Annotated in this window: 13 protein-coding genes and 1 pseudogene; 5 read left to right on the top strand and 9 right to left on the bottom strand. The window is 60.7% G+C overall.

All coding sequences use genetic code 11. From position 1 onward, the window contains the following. Positions 1 to 5 precede the first annotated feature (5 nt). Both ACRQ5Q_RS44110 and ACRQ5Q_RS44105 read left to right on the top strand, forming a co-directional pair. Positions 6 to 941 carry a DEAD/DEAH box helicase family protein gene (locus ACRQ5Q_RS44110; protein WP_439400486.1) on the top strand — a complete coding sequence of 312 codons (936 nt, stop codon included), beginning with the start codon at positions 6 to 8 and terminating at the stop codon, positions 939 to 941. A 297-nt stretch (positions 942 to 1238) separates the two neighbouring features. Further along, positions 1239 to 1469, top strand: a complete 231-nt coding sequence (locus tag ACRQ5Q_RS44105) for a hypothetical protein (RefSeq protein WP_439400485.1) — start codon at positions 1239 to 1241, stop codon at positions 1467 to 1469. A gap of 117 nt (positions 1470 to 1586) precedes the next feature. Here ACRQ5Q_RS44105 and ACRQ5Q_RS44100 read toward each other — a convergent pair whose 3' ends face one another. The 6 genes from ACRQ5Q_RS44100 to ACRQ5Q_RS44075 all read right to left on the bottom strand — a co-directional run bounded on the left by ACRQ5Q_RS44100 (position 1587) and on the right by ACRQ5Q_RS44075 (position 11032). After that, positions 1587 to 4397, bottom strand: a complete 2811-nt coding sequence (locus tag ACRQ5Q_RS44100; RefSeq protein WP_439400484.1) for an Hsp70 family protein — start codon at positions 4395 to 4397, stop codon at positions 1587 to 1589. A 27-nt stretch (positions 4398 to 4424) separates the two neighbouring features. After that, positions 4425 to 6257, bottom strand: a complete 1833-nt coding sequence (locus tag ACRQ5Q_RS44095) for an Hsp70 family protein (protein WP_439400483.1) — start codon at positions 6255 to 6257, stop codon at positions 4425 to 4427. Between the two features lie 115 nt (positions 6258 to 6372). Then, entirely contained in the window at positions 6373 to 6993 is a 621-nt protein-coding gene (locus tag ACRQ5Q_RS44090; protein WP_439400482.1) for a DUF2760 domain-containing protein, read from the bottom strand. 406 nt (positions 6994 to 7399) lie between these two features. Further along, positions 7400 to 9211: an NAD(P)/FAD-dependent oxidoreductase gene (locus ACRQ5Q_RS44085; protein WP_439400538.1), complete on the bottom strand. Its 1812-nt coding sequence runs from the start codon at positions 9209 to 9211 to the stop codon at positions 7400 to 7402. A 746-nt stretch (positions 9212 to 9957) separates the two neighbouring features. After that, on the bottom strand, positions 9958 to 10170 hold the full coding sequence (locus ACRQ5Q_RS44080; protein WP_439400537.1) for a hypothetical protein: 213 nt from the start codon (positions 10168 to 10170) through the stop codon (positions 9958 to 9960). Positions 10171 to 10645: 475 nt separating this feature from the next. Continuing rightward, on the bottom strand, positions 10646 to 11032 hold the full coding sequence (locus ACRQ5Q_RS44075; RefSeq protein WP_439400481.1) for a hypothetical protein: 387 nt from the start codon (positions 11030 to 11032) through the stop codon (positions 10646 to 10648). A 401-nt stretch (positions 11033 to 11433) separates the two neighbouring features. Here ACRQ5Q_RS44075 and ACRQ5Q_RS44070 point away from each other — a divergent pair, with 401 nt between their 5' ends. Both ACRQ5Q_RS44070 and ACRQ5Q_RS44065 read left to right on the top strand, forming a co-directional pair. Continuing rightward, a complete protein-coding gene (locus ACRQ5Q_RS44070) occupies positions 11434 to 13212 on the top strand; it encodes a PHA/PHB synthase family protein (RefSeq protein ID WP_439400480.1) in 1779 nt (592 codons plus the stop codon). Positions 13213 to 13254: 42 nt separating this feature from the next. Then, a pseudogene (locus ACRQ5Q_RS44065) lies at positions 13255 to 13559 on the top strand (LysR family transcriptional regulator); the annotation flags it as partial. Between the two features lie 384 nt (positions 13560 to 13943). On the opposite strand, the gene ACRQ5Q_RS44060 reads toward ACRQ5Q_RS44065, so the two are convergent. Together ACRQ5Q_RS44060 and ACRQ5Q_RS44055 are read right to left on the bottom strand one after the other, a co-directional pair. Beyond that, on the bottom strand, positions 13944 to 14783 hold the full coding sequence (locus ACRQ5Q_RS44060) for an efflux RND transporter periplasmic adaptor subunit (protein WP_439400479.1): 840 nt from the start codon (positions 14781 to 14783) through the stop codon (positions 13944 to 13946). A gap of 173 nt (positions 14784 to 14956) precedes the next feature. Beyond that, on the bottom strand, positions 14957 to 16036 hold the full coding sequence (locus ACRQ5Q_RS44055; protein ID WP_439400478.1) for a calcium:proton antiporter: 1080 nt from the start codon (positions 16034 to 16036) through the stop codon (positions 14957 to 14959). A 970-nt stretch (positions 16037 to 17006) separates the two neighbouring features. On the opposite strand from ACRQ5Q_RS44055, the gene ACRQ5Q_RS44050 reads away from it, so the two are divergent. After that, positions 17007 to 17648, top strand: coding sequence for a hypothetical protein (locus ACRQ5Q_RS44050; protein ID WP_439400477.1), 642 nt, complete (start codon positions 17007 to 17009; stop codon positions 17646 to 17648). 133 nt (positions 17649 to 17781) lie between these two features. On the opposite strand, the gene ACRQ5Q_RS44045 is transcribed toward ACRQ5Q_RS44050, so the two are convergent. Beyond that, positions 17782 to 18726: a tyrosine-type recombinase/integrase gene (locus tag ACRQ5Q_RS44045; protein WP_439400476.1), complete on the bottom strand. Its 945-nt coding sequence runs from the start codon at positions 18724 to 18726 to the stop codon at positions 17782 to 17784. Between the last annotated feature and the right edge of the window lie 707 nt (positions 18727 to 19433).

Raw genomic sequence — 19433 nt, 5'->3', positions numbered from 1 at the left:
CGTTATTGCTGATCAGATTTACCTCGAAAGGGCTCAGCTTTCCCCGGGCGTTGGTCGCGCAGTTCGTCCGGCTGGCGGCATTCCAAAAACCGGAGTTCTATCGGGCTCAGGCCATGCGCCTCCCGACATTCGGCAAGCCCCCGGTCGTCTCCTGCGCCGAGTTTCATCCGCGGCACGTGGCTCTGCCGCGCGGCTGTTTCGACGAGGTAGCCGCACTCGCTCGAAGCCATCGAATCGAGGTTGTTCTGGAAGATCGTCGCGAACTCGGTCAGCCGTTGCCGGCGGAACTGTCATTCCGCGGAGAGTTGCTGCCGCCCCAGCAGACACCCCTAGCCGATCTCGCTCTCCACGATCATGGCGTCCTCGCGGCCACGACGGCATTCGGCAAGACGGTCGACGCCGCCGCGCTGATCGCACGACGCCATCGTAATACACTGGTCCTGGTCCACCGCCGCGAGCTTCTCGATCAGTGGGTGGAGCGCTTGCGGTCCTGCCTGGATATCGACCCGAAGCAGATCGGGGTGATCGGGGCCGGCAAGTGCAAACCGACCGGCGTCGTCGACTTAGCGCTGATCCAGAGCTTGGTCAGGAATGGCGAAGTCGACGATCTCATTGGCGCGTATGGACATCTGATCGTCGATGAATGCCACCACCTTTCCGCCGCGAGCTTCGAGCTGGTAGCCCGGCGCACCAAGGCCCGCTTCGTTCTCGGGCTATCCGCCACGGTTGCCCGAAAGGACGGGCATCACCCGATTATTTTCATGCAGTGCGGTCCGGTTCGACACAGGGTCGACGCGCGGACCCAGGCGTCCCAGCGCGGCATCCGCCATCGGGTTCGCGACCGGACGACAAGGTTCAAGCTACCCCTGTCCCTCGCGTCGGCGGAAAGACCTCCGATGCCGGAAATCTACGCAGCCTTGTCTCAGGATAGAGCGCAATGATCTCATCTTCGACGATGTTCTGGAAGCTCTCGAAAGAAAGCGATCGCCCATTGTTCTGACTGAACGGAAAGACCATCTCAACTATCTTGAGAGACGCTTCTCCTCCTTTGTCAAGAATATCGCGGTCTTGCGCGGAGGTCTGTCGGTGGCCGAGCGAAAACGCGCCGAGGCGGCGTTGGGTGTACCTGAAGAGGAAGAACGTCTGATACTGGCGACCGGGCGTCACATGGTGAAGGGTTTGACGATGCGCGGCTCGATACGCTGTTCCTGACGATGCCTATCTCCTGGAAGGGGACATTGGCGCAATATGTGGGCCGGCTCCATCGACGATATGCCGGGAAATCCGACGTTCTCGTCGTCGACTATGTGGATGCCTCAGTACCGGTGCTGGCGCGGATGGCTGCAAAGCGGCGGGCCGAATACCGCATGCTGGGCTACACGATCGATAGCGATCCGTCGCGGCCGATCAACGACCTGCCCAGTACTTTGCCGTCCGTCTCCATCTCGGATCGGCAACCCGCGCGCTGACCGCAATGGTCCGCGGTTCTGTTCTGATTGGTGGGAAAAGGTGGGTCATGTCGGTACGAACCATCGGGCGGCGCGGCAGCATGGCCGCTAATTTAGTGGCGCGGGCCTCGTGCATGGCTATTCGATCAGGAGCAGACCGGGAGGGAGTGAATCGTCGTATAGACTGGCGCGGTCGGATCGTCCGATCGGAACGAACGCTTTGATTTTTGCGGTCTGCAGCGCAGGGACGCCCGATTTCTCCAGTCTGCTGGCAATCAGGCCGCGCAAGGACACCGGTAGATCCAGGTTCCTATCGTCGACGACGCGCGCGGCGCGGAGGAAGAGAGTCTGCAGATCGAGCAACTCCGGCGTAGTCCAATCGAAGCGCTCGAAAGCCTGATACGCGTGCTCGACGAGATCCGGCGAGACGACGGTCTCCGGCCCTGCATAGAGCGGAGTTCGGTTGAGAAGGACCCCGAGCGCCGCAAGATAAGGAGCGCAGTGCTGCTTGGCCCGTGCAAGCGTCACCGCGGTGTCGCAGAAGCACCGCACCAATTCCGCCTTGGTGTCGTGGTCGATCAGTTCCAGGGATCCAGCCAGGCGCACCAGTTCGTCAGGCGCCTTGCCGCTGCGGATCCTGTCGATCTCTCCAGCCATGAGCCTGGTTTGACGTTCGCGGGTGAGCCCACCCGCCACCCGGCGCCAGAGTATATATTCCTGGCTCTTGATCCGCCGACCGGCAAAACACGGGCCATCGTCGTGCACCCGCCACAGGGCATCGATACGAAGTTCGTCCCGGACAACGCCGAAGCCCGGGCGCAGCAGGAAACCAGCCATGATGAGCCATGCCTCTTCGTGGTCCGCCGAACGTCGTCTGTCGTCCCACCGCTCCTCGAGCGCAGGCCAAAGGGCGCGCAGCAGAGACCCGTTCCATTCACCTCTGCCAGACACGAGGATTCGCTCCATACCCTTGAGGATCATGGCAGCAGTAATTTTGTTCTTTTTACTGATATTGGCAGGCTGGGTGAACACGATCCCGATCTGCCTGCGGGCCGTTTCCAGCGCGTCCGCTGAAGCGTTCGGTTCAATCGGAGCGTTTGCCTGCCGCGCCCGCCTCGCACCGGCCGCGCCCGCGACGCCTTGGACGTGCTCGCGCATGTCGAATTCCAGCGGCCAGGACTGCTGGATGGCGGGGGCGGCGCTGACGCACGAGATCTGGAGCAGCCCCAGTGCGTTCATCCGCGCCGTCAGACCGACGGGCAACATCCCGCCCGCCTCCGGACCGGATAGCTCAGCCGTCCTGACAATGGTCTGCAGCGGGGGCAACGGGTGAAATTCGCCTTCGGACCGGGAGATGATGTCTCCGGCCCGGCTGTCGCTCCGGGTTGAGGAATAAGCCTGGAAGCGCACCAGCTGATCGGTGCGGAGCTTAAGCCCGAGATCAGCGATCTCAAAAAGCTGCGACGGCGCTGCATCCTGAGGAAGAACGCAGACGAGGGGCGCATCCACAGCCTCGCGATCCGTTGCCCGCATCCCCTCGACTTCGAGAAAGATCGCAGCGGCCGCGCCAGCGGCGATGCGACCCGAACGGTGGTGAAGAAGCGCACCAAATCGTGCGGCTCCACGCGCCACAGCGAGGTCCGGTGCCTCGTTCTCCAGAACCTGAGGCACGAGGCCGTCCTGCCAGCGTCCGATCTGCTCGCGGAGTCTTTGGCGCAGGAGCGACGGTCGGACGGACCCGCCGTTGAACAGGACGGCATCAATGCGCGGGCGATCGTTGATGAATTCGGCAAGGTGTCGGGTTATCGCGCTGTCGGCAGGATAAGGAAGCCCCCATTCCCTTAGGGCCGCGTTCGTCCGGTACGGCCGCGCCGCCGCGTCGCAGAACGGAAAAAATCCCTCCAGCAACAGGCTCTCGATTTCCGCCCGCGTCACCGTCGCCGTCTGCGAGCCGCCGACCATCCCCGACCCGCGACTGGCCACTGCGACAACGAACCGCTCATCCGGCGGCCCCGTACCGCCCAGCGCCTGCTCTTTCAGATGACGGCAGGCGGCGACGAGCTGATCCCATTGCGGGCCGGAAAGCTGGCCACCCGCCCCGGCAAGCCGCGGCTCCAGGAAATGCGCGACGGCAAGGTCGATATTGTCGCCGCCGAGCAGCGTATGCTCGCTCACTGCGACGCGCCTGATGTCAGGGTTCGGCGTTTGCTCGTTCGGGCGAACTTCAAAAATGCTGAAATCGGAGGTGCCGCCGCCGATATCGATGACCAACACGTGTCGAAGCCCGGCATCGCCGCTGTCGGGCCACTGCCATAATTCGCGCGCTGGGTCGTGGCTTTCCAGCCAGCAGTAGAACGCAGCCTGCGGCTCTTCGAGCAGTCGCACATCGGCGGGGAAGCCCGCCGCCTCGGCGGCGGTAATCGTCAGGCGCTGCGCCGCCGCATCGAAGGAAGCCGGGACGGTAACCGTGATGTCCTGGTCATCGAACGCAAACCCGGCTTGCGCAAACCGGCCGTTCCAGGTCCCCCGCAGATAATTCAGAATCAGCGCCGACGCTCGTACCGGTGAGATTTTCTGCTCACGTGGCAGAACCGCCGATCCCCACGGCAGAAAGGGTGCCGACCGGTCGGCGGCGTGATGGCAAAGCCACGACTTCGCGGAATGGACGACCCGTCCGGGCGCTTCGCTTGCCTTCATACGTGCAAAAAGGCCGACGATCCATTGCCCGGCGCCGACCTCCTCGCCGCGCAACTGCGCCGCGACCGCTTCCTCTGGCAGGTACAAGAAAGACGGTAGCGTTGGCTTCTCGCTCAGACTCGCCAGGCCTTCCCATTGCGGGATGAGAAGGACCTCCGGCGTTCCCTCACCGACCAGCGGCGCGAATGCAAGTGCGGAATTGGTCGTGCCGAGATCGATTCCAATGGCGAAGCGGGCGCGGTCTTTCGTCAAGAATTACCTCCAGAGTCGGTCCGGCCGCTATTCCGTGCGGACCTGGAACTCAACCTTCCACCGGCGATCGGAGTTCGTGTGCCTCATCCAAAGCTCAAGGATGCCAAGTTCGGTGACGACGGGACTGACGTGGACCGGCACCACCTGCCCCACTGGGACGTCCAGTGCCGGGATCGCGACTTCGAGCAGGCCAGCGTCATCAAGCTCGCGCTCGGCGTCGGGGAGTATCTGTCCCGGCGTATCGCCGCTTCGTACCGACGAGGAGAAAAACCGAAACTCCGCCGTGCGACCGGTGACAAGGCCGAACTCTCGTCCTTCGATCAGCAGTTCTGTGCCTTCCTGCATCCCCTGCGGGACAACACACAATGCCTTCAGCGGCGGCTTGTAGCCCGGAATGGCGGGCATCGACGTTTCTAGGCCAATGTAATAGGAGCGCGCCGCGCCGGCCTTGATGCGTATGCCCTTGCCGGTGGCGCGGAGACGTCCGTAGATCGCGCCGCCGCGTGCGACGGCGAGGTCTGGTTCAAAACCCCGCAATTCCCGCACTGGCTGGCCCCCATTCCAGGACGCCAGCAGATCAAGCACCCGGGTTCGGATTGGCGCGGCTTTGAAAACGCCCCCATTGAACAAGACCGCGGTCGGCATCAGCACCTGCGCGCCAGCCGATGCTCCCACCAGAGCGGCAAGTTTTTCGCTTGCCTTCACGTTCTGCAGACTCTGAGCAAGAAACTGGGCGATATGCTTGCTGACGACCGGATCGGAAGCGTAGGGTAGACCGAATTCCTGCAGCCCTGCCATACGGCCCTCGCGCGGCAGGTCGTCAAGGATTGTTCTGGCGAAAAAACCGTCGACAACGATTTGCTCCAACATCTCACGATCGAGAGTCGTAGAGACAGTCTTGGCAAGCAGGCTGGAGCCGCGCGAGGGGACCGCGATTGGCGCCTGTGCCAGGCCGCCATCGTCAAACAGAACGATCTTGGCTTTCGAAGCCGCATGCACGAGCGCCAGGAACTGCCAGGAGTCCAGCCGTTTGCCCTCGGCCTCAAGCTTGGCATTCAGCGCATGTGCGAGCGCCAAATCCATATTGTCGCCACCTAACAAAATGTGCTCGCCCACGCTGACACGTTCAAGCTCCAGGCGGCCTTCGACATCTGTGACCGCGATCAAGCTGAAATCGGCTGTCCCACCACCGACATCGCAGACCAGCACGATATCGCCATCAGCAATCAGGTTTCGCCATTCTCCGCGCGTCTGCGCCATCCAGGCGTAGAATGCAGCCTGCGGCTCCTCCAGCAATGTGACGTCCCCAAGCCCCGCAGCCTTGGCGGCCTCGGCGGTGAGGCTTCTTGCGACCTCATCGAACGAAGCAGGAACGGTTACTACGATTTCGCCTTTCGACAGATCCCAATCCCGCTCCTGCGCCCGTTCGGCATAGAGGAACGCGTCCCTGAGGTGTTGGAGGTAAAGGCGTGAGCATTCGAATGGCGAGAGCTTCTCTTCCGCGATATCGGAGCGCCAAGGCAGGATCCGTTGCTTCGGGTCGATATGCGGATTGGACAGCCAGGACTTGGCGGAGGTCACGAGGCGATCAGGCACGAGCGCGCCCCGCTCGCGTGCGAACTGGCCAATGATCACGCGCTCCCCTGCGTCGTTCCACGGCAGAGGAAACGAACCCTGCGGGAACTCCTCGGAGTGAGGAATGTAACTGGCGGATGGCAGTGTCGGCATCTCGCCGATCTGCTTTGGTCCGAGGCTCTGCGCGATTTCGATAATCCTGGTCTCGCCACTCTCGAGATCGGCGATCGCGATTGCGCTGTTGCTGGTGCCGAGGTCCATCGCAAGACTGAAACGAGCGCTCATGAGAGGTTATCCTGGTTGTCGTGCTGGCAATTCGCGTCAATAGCCGCACGTGATGGAAGGCGCCGGTTATACGTGGTCCGACTCCGCCTCCGGCAGTTGGTTGACGCGAGCCCGCTTATCTCAGTTCCACCTCCGCCGGAGCGATTGCCGGGAGTCGATTGGTCGAGCTCCGCAACACGCGCGGTAGATTCACCGCATCCGTCTTCCAGCCGTGGTGGACAAGCACTCCCGAGAAAGGCGCCGGGCCGCTGATCTTGCCCAGCAGCCGGTACTCGTCCGGCGAATACCCAGCCGCGACCTGCACCGTCGATCCCTCGCTCTCTGTGCGCACGGGGGAGACACGGAAGTGCTCCAGTAGGACGGTTTTGCATCCGGCATGGACTACGCGCGCGGCTGCCCCAACCTCGGCGTCATCATGCGCGTTGATGTCATCCATCAGGAAATCGACCAAGCGGCCCCTCGCCTGCAGCATCGCCAAAAAGCTGACGATCTCGACGTCGGCCTGATTTGTGCGAGTCGGAACAGGCGTCGGTCGGGCCGCCTCAGCGCCAGCAGTTCGGTTATCTCGTGGCGGGCCGCCCCCAACCAGGATCGCTATCAGCGCGACAAGGCTCAGCACCACGGCACTACCCGAAAGATACATTTGGAACGCGCTCGCCGCCGGCAGCAATTGCAGCGCGTTCACCACAACCAGGAGCAGGACCACTATTGTCGCGACCGCTTTCATCACATGCATGTTCAGCCGCAGCTCCCTTTGAGACGCATCCGCGCTGATAGACGCACGAAGATTATAGGACATCGAGGGTTGTGGAAACCCAACCGGGCCCGCTCTCGCGCTTTTCGATTTCTCTTAAAAACTCGGACGGCGTGAAGGCTAGATTAGATGCAGTCACCATAACACGTTCGGTCGAACATGGTTCTACGATGATGGCCCGCAGGGTCGCGACGCCCTTCTTGGCCAAATCGTTCTAAAAAGATACCGGCCGACGTGCCGCTCTCAGTTTGGCCCTATAATGTGTCCCCTGCTTCCGGCTGCCAGGATTGCAGCCCTGAGGCCGCCGCTTGTCACCCGCAGCAGACCCCGTGCAGAGTTCGTGCAGAGTTCGTGCAGTGATCGGCCACGCTAGCCCACGCGAACACCGTTATGCTATGAGATCGCAGGCCTTGTGATAAACGGTTTGCAGCCCATAGACCGGCGTTTCGATGCCCTCGTGGCGCGCTTTCAACTGCAGGGCAAGGAAGTGCGAATAATGGCGCGACTGGTGCAGATTACCGCCATGGAACCATAGGCCCTCCTGCTGCGTCGGCTTCCACATGTTGCGCTGTTCGCCTTCCCATGGGCCGGGGTCCTTGGTCGTGTTCGAGCCGAGCCCCCATACCTTGCCGACCTTGTCTGCCATTTCCCGACTGATGAGATCGGCGACAAAGCCGTTCATCGAGCTGTAGCCGGTAGCATAGACGATCACATCAGCCGGCAGTTCCTTGCCGTTGTCGAGCCTGACGCCGTTAGGCGTGATTTCCTCGACCTGGCCCGCGACCAGCTTTACCTTTCCGTCGATGATGAGCTGCGAGGCGCCGACGTCGATGTAATAGCCCGAGCCGCGGCGCAGGTACTTCATGAAGAGCCCGGAATCGTCGTCGCCGAAGTCGAGCCGGAAGCCAGCCTTCTCCAGCCCGGCATAGAAATCAGCGTCGTCCTTCCGGATCTTGTCGTAGACCGGCTTCTGGAACTGACTGAGGATCTTGTAGGGCAGCGAAGCGAAGATCAGATCGGCCTTCGCCGTGGTCACACCGCCGCGGACCGCGCGTTCGGAATACAGATCGCCCAGGGATTCCATTAGCGAATCCGAGCGCACGACATGGGTGGTCGATCGTTGCACCATGGTCACGTCGACGCCGGCCTCGTACAGCGCGGCGCAGATATCATGGGCGGAATTGTTCGAGCCGATCACGACCACCTTCTTGCCCTTGTAGCCGTCGGGACCCGGATGGCCCGAGGAATGGTGCTGTTCACCCTTGAAGGTGTCCATGCCCCTGAACTGCGGCATGTTCGGCTTGGCGGACATGCCGGTCGCAAATACCAGCTGCTTCGGCTTGAGCATGATCTCTTTGCCATCGCGCTCGACGACGACAGCCCATTCCTTTTTGGCATCGTCCCATTCGGCGTGTTTGGCTGTCGTACCGGCCCAGTAATTCAGCTCCATGACCTTGGTGTACATCTCCAGCCAGTCGCCGATCTTGTCCTTGGGCGAGAACACCGGCCAGTTCTTCGGGAAGTCGATGTATGGCAAATGATCATACCAGACCGGATCGTGCAGGCAGAGCGACTTGTAGCGGTTGCGCCAGGAATCGCCGGCGCGGGGGTTCTTCTCGACGATGATGGTGGGCACGCCGAGCTGGCGCAGCCGCGCACCGAGCGCGATACCGCCTTGGCCGCCGCCGATGATGAGCACGTAGGGCTGGGTCTTAAAGCCGAGCTGCTCGGCTTCCTCGTCGCGCAATTCCTTCCAGGTTTTGGCGCCGGGATTGACGCCGTGCCGGGCGCCAAGGGGCCGGGTGAAGCCAGCCTTTTCCTCATGACCTTTCAGTTCGACCATCGTTGTCAAAAGCGTCCAGATCTGGCCGTTCTGGAGTCGGATCAAGCCGTAACCGCGGGCGACCTCGGTCTCGAATGAAATCCAGCATTCTGTGACGCCACCGGCTTCGCTCGCGCTTTCGCCTTCGGCGATTTTCCAGTTGCGCGGCTTTATGTGCGGAACACAAGAGCTGAGCATTTCTCGGATCTGATCGCGGCCCTCCATGGTTTTGATGTTCCAGGTGAAGGAAACAAGGTCCCGCCAATAACATTCCGCCGCGAACATCCCTACGGATTCGTCGAGATCGCCTGCAGCAAGGACCGCTTCGAATTTGTCAAGAAAGACCTGAACGCGCGCATTAAGCGTGGTGTCGAGCATCATTTCCTCCCGAGGATCGTTCTCAATTTGGAAGTGATCGCAACCTTATCCCAACGATCGAACGAATCTAGACCACGCAGTCTGATTTTCGGTAGCGGTCTGCGAACGTCAAATGACGCCGGTTGATGCCGGGCGGCTGCTGGAGCTAGACACGTCCGCGGAAAAGAAACGTCAGAAGAGTATCGCCCCGGTCTCCTGGATCAATGCTCTTGCCTGCTCGAGCTCCCGGGCGCCTTCGGCTTTTTCCCGCCGCCGATGAAAGGCGGCGGGCCGCCGCGGTTACCAACTTCGCAACACGTCTTCACTGCACTGGCGTGGCTGGCTGAAGCCGGAGAGCCGTTGCCTGGTGCAAACAGGCTCTCCGAGTACGCGAGCCGAACCCAGCGACTATTCTGGATGGTTTGCGGCTGTTACAGGTCGCGATAAAGCCTCCCGCTCACAAGTCCTCTCAGTGGACTGGCGCCGGTGCCGGGCCGGCGTAGCGCCCCGCGACCTCGTGTGCGGATCGACCTTGAACGTGAGGGCTACAATGCTGCCGACAAGGGCGCAGCCACCCAGGACCAGCAGCCCCGCCGTGAAGTTGCCGGTCGCGTCTTTGAGGTAGCCCATGACGTAGGGTCCGGCGAACCCGGATAGGTTGCCGAGCGCATTTATCCCGGCGATCCCTGCCGCGGCCGAAGCGCCCGTCAGGAAGGGGCTCGGTATCGGTCACAGCAGAGGGGGCGGCGCGGAAACTCCGATCTGACTCAGGCAGAGGAAGCCAAGCACGAGCGCCGGGCTGAGACGAGGCCCGCGCCCGCGAGACCGACCGCAAGGAGCATGGCGAAGAAAACATGCTCCCGACGCTTCAAGGTGCGATCGGAGTTACGGCCCAGGAGGACCATCTCGACTGCGCCAAACAAGAAGGGCACGGCGGAGAGCAAACCCGTCTCAAAGTTGCTCACGCCGAAGTTCTTGATGATCGTCGGTAGGAAGAACGCGACACCATCGCTCGCCGCGTTCAGACAGAAAGTAGACGAATGCGCAGGCTAGGACGCGGAGATCGGTGAGCGCCTTGAGGATGCCGACGTGCTCCACCGCCACTGTGCTGCCTCTCGGCCTCCAGTCGTCCTTCGAGCCAGCCCCTCTCGTCGTTGGCGAGCCACGTTGCGATGGTCGGCCGGTCCGTCAGGTAAAAGATAACCGCCAAGGCCATTATGATCGACGGCAAGGCTTCGAGGATGAAAAGCCACTGCCAGCCATCGAGTCCCCCGCCGGAGATGTTTAGCAGAGCCCCGGAAATTGGGGCCGCGAGGCAAGCGCCCGCCGCGCACCCCAACGCGAACGCAGCCGAACCAAGGCTACTGAAGCGCTCTGGTTGCTGCCTGACTCCCTCAGAATCCACGGAGATGTCCTGGCTGCGCTGGAAGGGCCTAACTCGGAGCTCGCCCAAACTCATTTGCACGAGGCGCTCGAGGTTTCCCAACGGCAAGGTGCGCTTGGATGGGAGCTTCGATCGGCGGCAGGATATTTTGTAGCTCCAGGCGGCGCGAGCGATCCGGCCGGCACACGAAGAGCCGTCTGCACGACTTCGCTGACCCCAACCAACCCCTTTTCAACGCAGCGCCATGCCAGGGTGCTCAGCACTGTTCCGGGGTTCCCGGCGTTGTCGCCATAATAGAGGTGGTAACTGCCCGGGTCGTCGTAGCAGACCGTTTTCTTGACCCGTTTCAGACCAAGAATGTTGGCGTAGAAATTCGCGGCCTGTTGGACGTCATCAATGATCGTTGTGACGTAACGAAGTCCACGGGATGGCGAGCGCGATCCGCCTGGTTCGGTCACGATACGAACTCACCGATGCATGCCAAATGCTGATGAAACGAACCCTTCAAAGCCGATACGCAATCCCAAATATGGCGATCCAAATAACGCGGAACCGCAAATCATCCTCCTGCTCCCGCCACCGGCAGTCGCAGCTGTCTACGTAGATTGGGGCTAATACCGGCCAAAATGTCTTGGATTTTCGCCCGACACGTGGGGCCAGTCGGATTTGGGAGCCACGACCGGCAGCGTCCTCACTTTCATCCCGGACGCAGTCGTACAACCGCGCGCCAGGATGTGCAATCTGTCAATCGGCGTTCAAATTTACGGGGGTCAATATTGCAGGCCGAATGACAATCCGGATCGTTGCCTTCGATATCCACAATGTTAGTATTTTCGAAACACGCCGGAGGGAGGGACTTATGGTAGATCGACAACCGACGTGGGACGCGCTGGCTGTCGCAAGCCAACTGCATGAAATAGCAAAGCAGAGCCAATTGCTCATGCAGCGCTTCGTCGCGAGCCAAACCGACGTCACCCGACTGGGCATGGGCGACACGTCAACACTCGGATTCGACTTCGTCGATCTCATGACAAGAATGATGTCCGATCCTACTCCCGTCGCGAACGCTCAGATCGATCTCTTTAACGACAGTGTCGCCCTTTGGCAGAGGGCCGCGGAGCGTATGTGGAAGACCGGCCCTTCTGACCCCGAAAAGCCGAACGACAAGCGTTTCAAGCATCCGGACTGGACCGAGAATGCGGTCTTCAACTACGTCAAGGAAAGCTATCTCGTCGTCGCCAAGGCTATTCTTTCGACCGTCAGGGACGTCAAAGGCATGGACGAGATCTCAGCCCGCAAGGTCGATTTCTACACACGCCAGTTTGTTGATGCCATTTCGCCCTCGAACTTCGTCGCAACTAACCCGGAGGTCCTGAAAGCCACGCTGGATACCGGGGGACAGAATCTGCTCCGCGGGCTGGAGAATCTGCTCTCCGATCTCAGTCGCGGCGACGGTCGCCTATCGATCACCATGACCGACTTAAAGGCTTTCCGGCTCGGCGAGAACATTGCTACGACGCCGGGAAAGATAGTCTTCCAGAACAACCTGATGCAGCTCATTCAGTACGCTCCTACCACGGCAAACGTACGGCAGCGGCCGCTCCTCATCATCCCGCCGTGGATCAATAAGTTCTACGTTCTCGATCTTCAACCGAAGAATTCCCTGATCAAGTGGGCGATCGACCAGGGCCATACCGTTTTCGTGATTTCATGGGTTAATCCGGACGAGAAGCTCGCCGAGAAGAGCTTCGAGGACTACATGCTTGAGGGTCCAGTGGCGGCGCTGGATGCGATTAAGGGAGCCACCGGCGAATCACAGGTCAATGCGGTCGGCTACTGCCTCGGTGGTACCCTGCTCGCTTCAACGGCCGCCTACTTGGCAGCGAACGATGTCAGCCGCATCGCAAGCGCCACCTACTTCGTGACGTTGGTTGATTTCTCCGAGGTCGGCGACATGGCCGTCTTCATCGACAAGGAGCAGCTTGCGTCCTTGGAGAAACGCATGAGCGAGCGCGGATATCTCGACGCCCAGGATATGTCTGCGTCGTTCAACATGCTGCGCGCGAACGACCTGATCTGGTCCTTCGTCGTTAACAATTATCTCCTTGGCAAGGAGCAGTTACCGTTCGACCTTCTATTCTGGAACTCTGACGCAACACGTATGCCCGCGGCGATGCACTCGTTTTATCTGAGGAAGATGTATCTCGAGAATCGTCTGGCCGAGCCCGGAGGAATCACTCTCGCCGGCACGCCGATTGACCTGTCCAAGATCAACATCCCGTCCTTTATCCTGTCGACCCGCGAGGACCATATCGCGCCCTGGAAGTCGACTTACGCGGCCACCCGGCTGTACTCGGGCCCAATCAAGTTTGTATTGTCGGCATCCGGCCACATGGCAGGCGTCATCAGCGCGCCGGGAAGCAAGTATGGCCACTGGATCAATGACGACCTGCCAGCCGGTGCTGACCAATGGCTCTCTGGCGCCACCAGCCATCAAGGCTCTTGGTGGCCGGTCTGGGATGCATGGGTCACTCGCTTGGATGATGTTCGGGTACCGGCACGCGAGCCGGGCGGCGGCAACCTGCCCATTATTGAAGACGCCCCAGGTTCATACGTACGCGTCAGAGCCGTTGGATGAATTCGCTTGTAGACCTGAATTTGGAAGGTGACATGGCCCGCCGTTGCGCTTGAGCTACCCGGCTTTTTGTGATTACCCGCAATCATCGGGACGACCGACCTGATCGCCACCTTCCAAGGCACATCGGCGAAACGCTGGCTCACTACTACGGACTGCGCGCGCTCGACTGCCCGCTGGCGATCGCCGGATTTACGGTGAAGCAATATTGGCGCGCCCGCTTCCATCACGGCCCCGCAAGCCAATGGTTGCGTGACGTATGCGAGGAGCTTTTTCAACAGCAGAAAGTGCGGGGTCTGCATCGTTCCGGTCGGCCAAGGAAACGAAGGACACGCGATGTGCAGTCGTAGTGGTCTCCGATGGAAGGGACAACGACCGCCCCCCAAGGCCTCCGGCTGGGCGGACTGCGGTACGGCTGCAATTCCGCGTTCCGGGAAGGACACGCTCACCCAGCGCGAGGTCGCCTTCAGATGTGCTCCAAGTGCGGCAGCGAGGAAACCGGGCGGCTCCGGCGCATCGTGCGGAGCGCTCTTTCTCGAAGTCCGGCGCATGCCGCAATCCAGTTGTATTCATCGAGCTACTATACTCGTTATGGTAGCGAGCATCTGTACTGCTGCACTATTCGGGGAAGATAAAGCGGTGCCGCGGCCGAATGCCGCAAAAATAAGCACGCTATGCTGCGAAGATCGGTATAGCGTTTCTTCGCTGTAGTCCAAAATTCAGCTGGCCGCCAATCAGAGAGTCGGTAGGGCCAATGCAGCAGATTGCGGACTGGTCCAACACACTAGCCCTGGGGCAATACGCTCAGCGCTTTGCCGAGAATGACATCGATCCAAGCGTTCTGCGCGATCTGACTGCACCGTGGAGCTCTTGCCGTCATAGGCAAACACCGTCGCCGGTCCCTTGAGTTCCTTGCCGCCCTCGGGCGCCAGCACGCTGATCGGCACGAGGAAGCCGGCTGGTCCACCGGTCAAGAGATCCTCGATCGTGACTTCGTTGGAGCCGAGTTCCCTTATCTCTCCGGTCATGGAAACGTCGGGCAGGTCCGCGACCTTGAGGCCGACATGTTGACCGACCTTCAGATTCTGAAACCTCGGGGCCGGCACCAGGAAAGACATCTCGAAACGGTCATCGCTGTACAGCGTGAGGATCGGCTGTCCGGCCGCAACCTGTGCGAACGACTTCGTGTCCACGCGCGCGACAGTGAATGAGAACGGCGCGAGAAGCTTGCTGCGGTCGAGATTGTGGCTCGCGAGATCGAGCTGCCGCTTCGCCTGGTCTACCTGCGCCCGGGAGGTCAGCAGCGCCGTCCGCGACTGGTCGAATATGGCCTGGGTCGTAACACCGTTCTTGAGCAGGTCCTCCTTGCGCTGGAAATCCGCCTCTGCATTGTCGAGTTGCGCCTGCGCCTGCTGCACGCCGGCGCCGGCCTGCTCGACCTGCGTCTGCAGTGAGCGGGGGTCGATCTCGGCCAACACATCGCCCAATTGCACTTTCTGACCCACGATGAGGGTGACCGCTTTCAGTTGGCCCGCGATCTCGAACGACAGGCTACTGACATCCGCCGGCTGCAAGACGGGGAAAGCGGCGAATACGGCTCTCGGCGGTGTTGGAAACCTTGTAGGCTCGAACGTCCGCGCAACGGCTGATCGTAGCGGCCTGCTGCTTCTCGCTACAACTCTGCAAACCAAGGACGGCGAACGCGCAGATGACGATTCGAAAAGCCGGTCGACGCATTGCTCTTCAGTTACGGCGCTACAGCGAAAAACATGAAGGCGGCAAAGATCATCAAATGGACGATGCCTTGAAGCACCGTGGTTCTGCCGGTGCCGAACGTGATCACGCTGATAAACAGGGTTATCGCCAGCAAGGATTGGTCTTTGGAATCCAGACCGAGCTGCAGGCGCTGTCCGAGCACGATCGAGACGGCGGCAACCGCCGGAATGGTCAGGCCGATCGTCGCCAGGGCCGATCCAAGGGCAAGGTTGAGGCTTGTTTGCAGCCGGTTCATTTGCGCGGCTCTCAATGCCGCGAGAGCTTCGGGCAGCAGCACGAGTGCCGCAATGACGACGCCGACGACGGCCTTCGGCACATCGAGGCGGGCGATGGTCGATTCTACTGTGGGGGTCAGAACCTTCGCGAGCCCAACGATGCCGACGAGAGAGACCATCAGGAGGCCGGCGCTCACCAGCGTCGTTTGCACGGACGGCGGATGCTCGTGCGTCTCCTCATCATCGGTCTTGACGGGGAGAAAAAAGTCGCGATGCCGCACGGTCTGAACGAAAACGAAGGCGCCGTACAACACCAACGACACGAAGCCTGCGAAGACCAGTTGCGGCGTCGTATAGGCCGGACCTAGTTGCGCCGCGGCGTAGTTGGGGAGGATCAGGGCAAGAAAGGTGAGGGCCGCCAGCACGACGAGAGCCGCGCTCGCCCCCTGGATCTGAAATCCCTGTTCGCGATGCCGGGCGCCTCCCATGAGCAGGGACAGGCCGACAATGCCATTGCACACAATCATCACCGCAGCGAAGACCGTATCGCGCGCCAGGCCTGCCTTTTCGGCCGGAGCCGCGATCATCACCGAAACGATCAGCGCGGTCTCGATTGTCGTGACGGCCAGAGCGAGGACAAGGGTCCCGAACGGCTCGCCAACACGATGAGCAATCACCTCTGCGTGGTAAACTGCCGCGAATACGGCACCGAACAACGCAATGCCTGCGAGCGCGGATACGAACCCGCCGGGACCAACCACCAGAGCGAGTAGGAGTACAAGCCATGAGGCGAGGGGCCACGCCCACGTCCACCAGCTCGTCCGCGCCACACTCATCAGCTGCCCCAGCCCATCTTGCGTCGAGGATATTGCAAAACCGTGTCGTTGAAACTCCCTTGATTTAAGTCAATAAAGCGCTGACGTCGGCTTTGGGTCTTGGTTGTGTGCAAACAGATAGGAGGGCCCGCGGCCCGCGCACATCGCGCAAGACGATCGACCGCTCGGATGTTGACCGCGTTCCGGTGCTGTCACTCCCTACCGCGACATTTGATGAAATATGCCGCCTGAAGCGTGCCCGGGCTGCGATTGCCAGTACTCGCTCAATCTTCACGATTGCCTCCACCGATCGCGATCTGACCAAGACCATTAAGGCAGCTATATTTTAGCACTTTCAAGCGTCTTGGGATCAAAACACCAACGCTTTCACTGCGAGACCCGGACCCAAGGGGGACTTACGAGGCTTAACCAAAATCGAGCTTGAAGCGCGCCCCGCGCGGCTACGACTCCGATTGGACTGGAGAGAGCTGGCCATGAACAAAAGCGCATGGGGCCAACATCCCGCAAAAACGCAATCGCAGCAATGCGATCTGCTTCAGGCCCTTCGCCGTCCGGAAAGAATTGCTTCTGGCGGAGCTTGCGGCGGCCTCCACGATCGACGGATAGCGCACTGTCCGACTGTATCTGCCGCGCATTATCAGGCATGCTTCAGGATGCCAGCAATCCGCATCGTCTCCAGCGCATCCTCCCTATTTTGGTCACCTTTCGATCGCGATGTGAGTAGTCTAGATTGAGCGAAGCGGATTGCAGAATGCGATTGAAAAGCGCTGCATTATTTGCCGTCGGTTTGTTGTTTGCAGGTTTTTGGCTGCACGGCGCTCGATGTCAAACCTCGCTGGCCCCACCGTTGGTGACCGACCAAGGTTCGCCACCACCGGCTAGCTGTCAATGGGGTGGTCTCAGTCTGTGCCGCAACCCGGCGACAGCCAAAGGTTCGTCGTCTCCGCCGACAGTGGCGCCAGAAGTCCCGATGTATCCGCCGCCCGTTATCTTCGCCTCGCCGCCATCGGCGCCCGCTAAAAGTTCGCCGCCACCGGCCACCAAAAACGTTGCTCCGCCAATGGCGACGGACGACGTTCCAGCGCCAACGCCGACTGCCAAAGGTTCGGCACGATCCGCAGCCGCCAAGAACTCGCCACCGCCTGCCAATATCTTTGCCTCGACGCCGTCGGCGACCGCTAAAGGTTCGCCGCCACCGGCCACCAAAAACGTTGCTCCGCCAATGGCGACGGACGACGTACCAGCGCCAACGCCGACTGCCAAAGGTTCGGCACGATCCGCAGCCGCCAAGAACTCGCCACCGCCTGCCAATGACAAACATGCGCCGGCAGCAGCCACCGACAACATTCTGGCAACGCCGGCGATCGATATTACTTTGCCCAAGTCGCGCATGGGCAAGCTGTCGCAGGAGCCCAGTCCCGATGGCTTTACAGTCGGTAGCGACGATGGCGAAGAGACAGGCGAGCTGCTGCCCATTGGGCCTCGCCCAAAACAGTCCAAGGTCAGGCAAAAAGCCGACCCCGCCGAAAGACCATCGGCGAAACAGTCGCTGAGCGATCAAGCAGAAATTGAGAAGCTGAAGCCCAATCTCTCGATCTGCCGAGGCTGCTAAAGGGGTAACGTGCCGCAGAGCACGCCGCCCGATCACGCCGCCGGCTTCGGCCAACCGGTTAAGGTGGGGGCGCTGCGCGTTTTGGGCGCATGCCTATTGCGGGTCAGCAGCCGCACGCGGTCGTTATCCCGGATCACCAGCATCCGGTAGCCGTTTTCGTGAAGCAATCCGGTCCCGAGCGGACCTGCTTGCCGGGGGTGGGCACGCAAAGTTCATACGCGGTACGCATCGGGCTGAGATAGGATGGCCGGCGCCGATTGCGAGTCCGGGGAACGACCGCGTGGTCATGATCAGCACGTTGGTGACAGCTATTTTTCGCTCGTCGTCCCAAACCGGAGCTCACTTTTGGAACGTTTTCGTTCCCGCTTTGGGTGCATCGAGCTCGGCAATCGCTTGCTCGGCCAGTTTCATGTTGTCGGCCTACGTAGCGCTGCACCTCGGCCATCGAGCGATGGCCCGAGATAGCCATGATCGAGCGCGGCGGCACGCGGGCCATGGCGAGGCGGATCATCCCCAGCTTGCGCAGACAGTGGCTGGAAACTTCCGGCAGTCCAGCTCGATCGCACGCCTTGCGCATCCAGGCGCCGAACGAACCCGAGGTGGCAAATGGGGCGCCGGCCTCGGTCACCAGAGAGGTCTTTGTCGAAACCATCTTCATCGCCGCGGTCTCTTTGAGTTCGGCCCGTAGCGGCACCGAGATTTTCATGCCGGTGGTGCGGCTGGTCTTTTGCGACATGAAATCCATTAGCCAGCCACCCTTGATGTCGGCCGGCCCGATGCGGATCGCGTCCGAGCGGCGCACTGCCAAGTTCAGCATTAGCTCGAGCGCCAACCTTTGCCGCGTACCGAGGGGATGAGTTTTGCGAAACTTCGCGACGTCGTCCTCGGGCCACCCCACATGACCATCGCTGGGCTCGGCCTTATCCTTGACCACGCCGGCCGTGGGATCGGAAGCAATCAACTGTGTCTTGACCGCAAACTTCATCAAGCCGCGCAGCGCCGACATCCAATTGCCCTGCACTACTGGCGTGAAAGGCGCAATGATGGCTTGGATGTGCTTGAGTTGCAGGTGTGGCACGGAAGGCGTGCGGCGACGTTCGTTTGTTCGCCATGGCGGCGCTGCACGACACCGAACAGCACCGCGCCGGCCCATCCCTGGCCCAAAATGACAAAAAGCTGGCGCCGTATCACAAGACACTCCAAGCGATCGCTTGTAGATGTCTGGGTGCGCCTATGGGCACATTCACCGGACATCTGAGCAACGATCTTGACCGATCAAAGGCCATTGCGCGTCTATGTTAGTTGCCTGTTTTGCAAAGCCATCTACAGCGCAACCCAAACGAAGCAGCCGCTTGTGACCACTGGTCGTTTCAATTGCAAAGAGTGTCACCGGACAGTCCGTGCGTGGTCGAGCATATACGACTTTACAGATTGGGTCGGACCACACAAACAAGATCGCCGCCGTCGTCCTTGTTGGGGTTCACGGTCGTCAATTCCGATCCGCAATTGACGGTGCGAGCACAGGCATGAAGCTCTTTGCGGATCATATCCCGGTGAGCAACGTGTGTCGCATGGATCGGTGTGCAGCCACCAGGATTACCTCAGCGATTTATACTGCAGTCATGGTTGCGACATGGAAATCGATACGTGTGAAGTGAAGGTCGGAGGGAAATGGGTGGCTGCCACGATAAACAAGGCTCTCGGCTTACATCCTGATCGCCTCAAGCGTTGTTTGGAATGCCACGGCCGCGTCCGCGCACACCAAGCGAGCGTGGATGGATTCGA

This window comes from Bradyrhizobium sp. PMVTL-01 (assembly GCF_051861855.1).
Taxonomy (GTDB): domain Bacteria; phylum Pseudomonadota; class Alphaproteobacteria; order Rhizobiales; family Xanthobacteraceae; genus Bradyrhizobium.
Note: the sequence above shows the minus strand (reverse complement) of the source record. Positions and strands in the feature narration are given on the sequence as shown.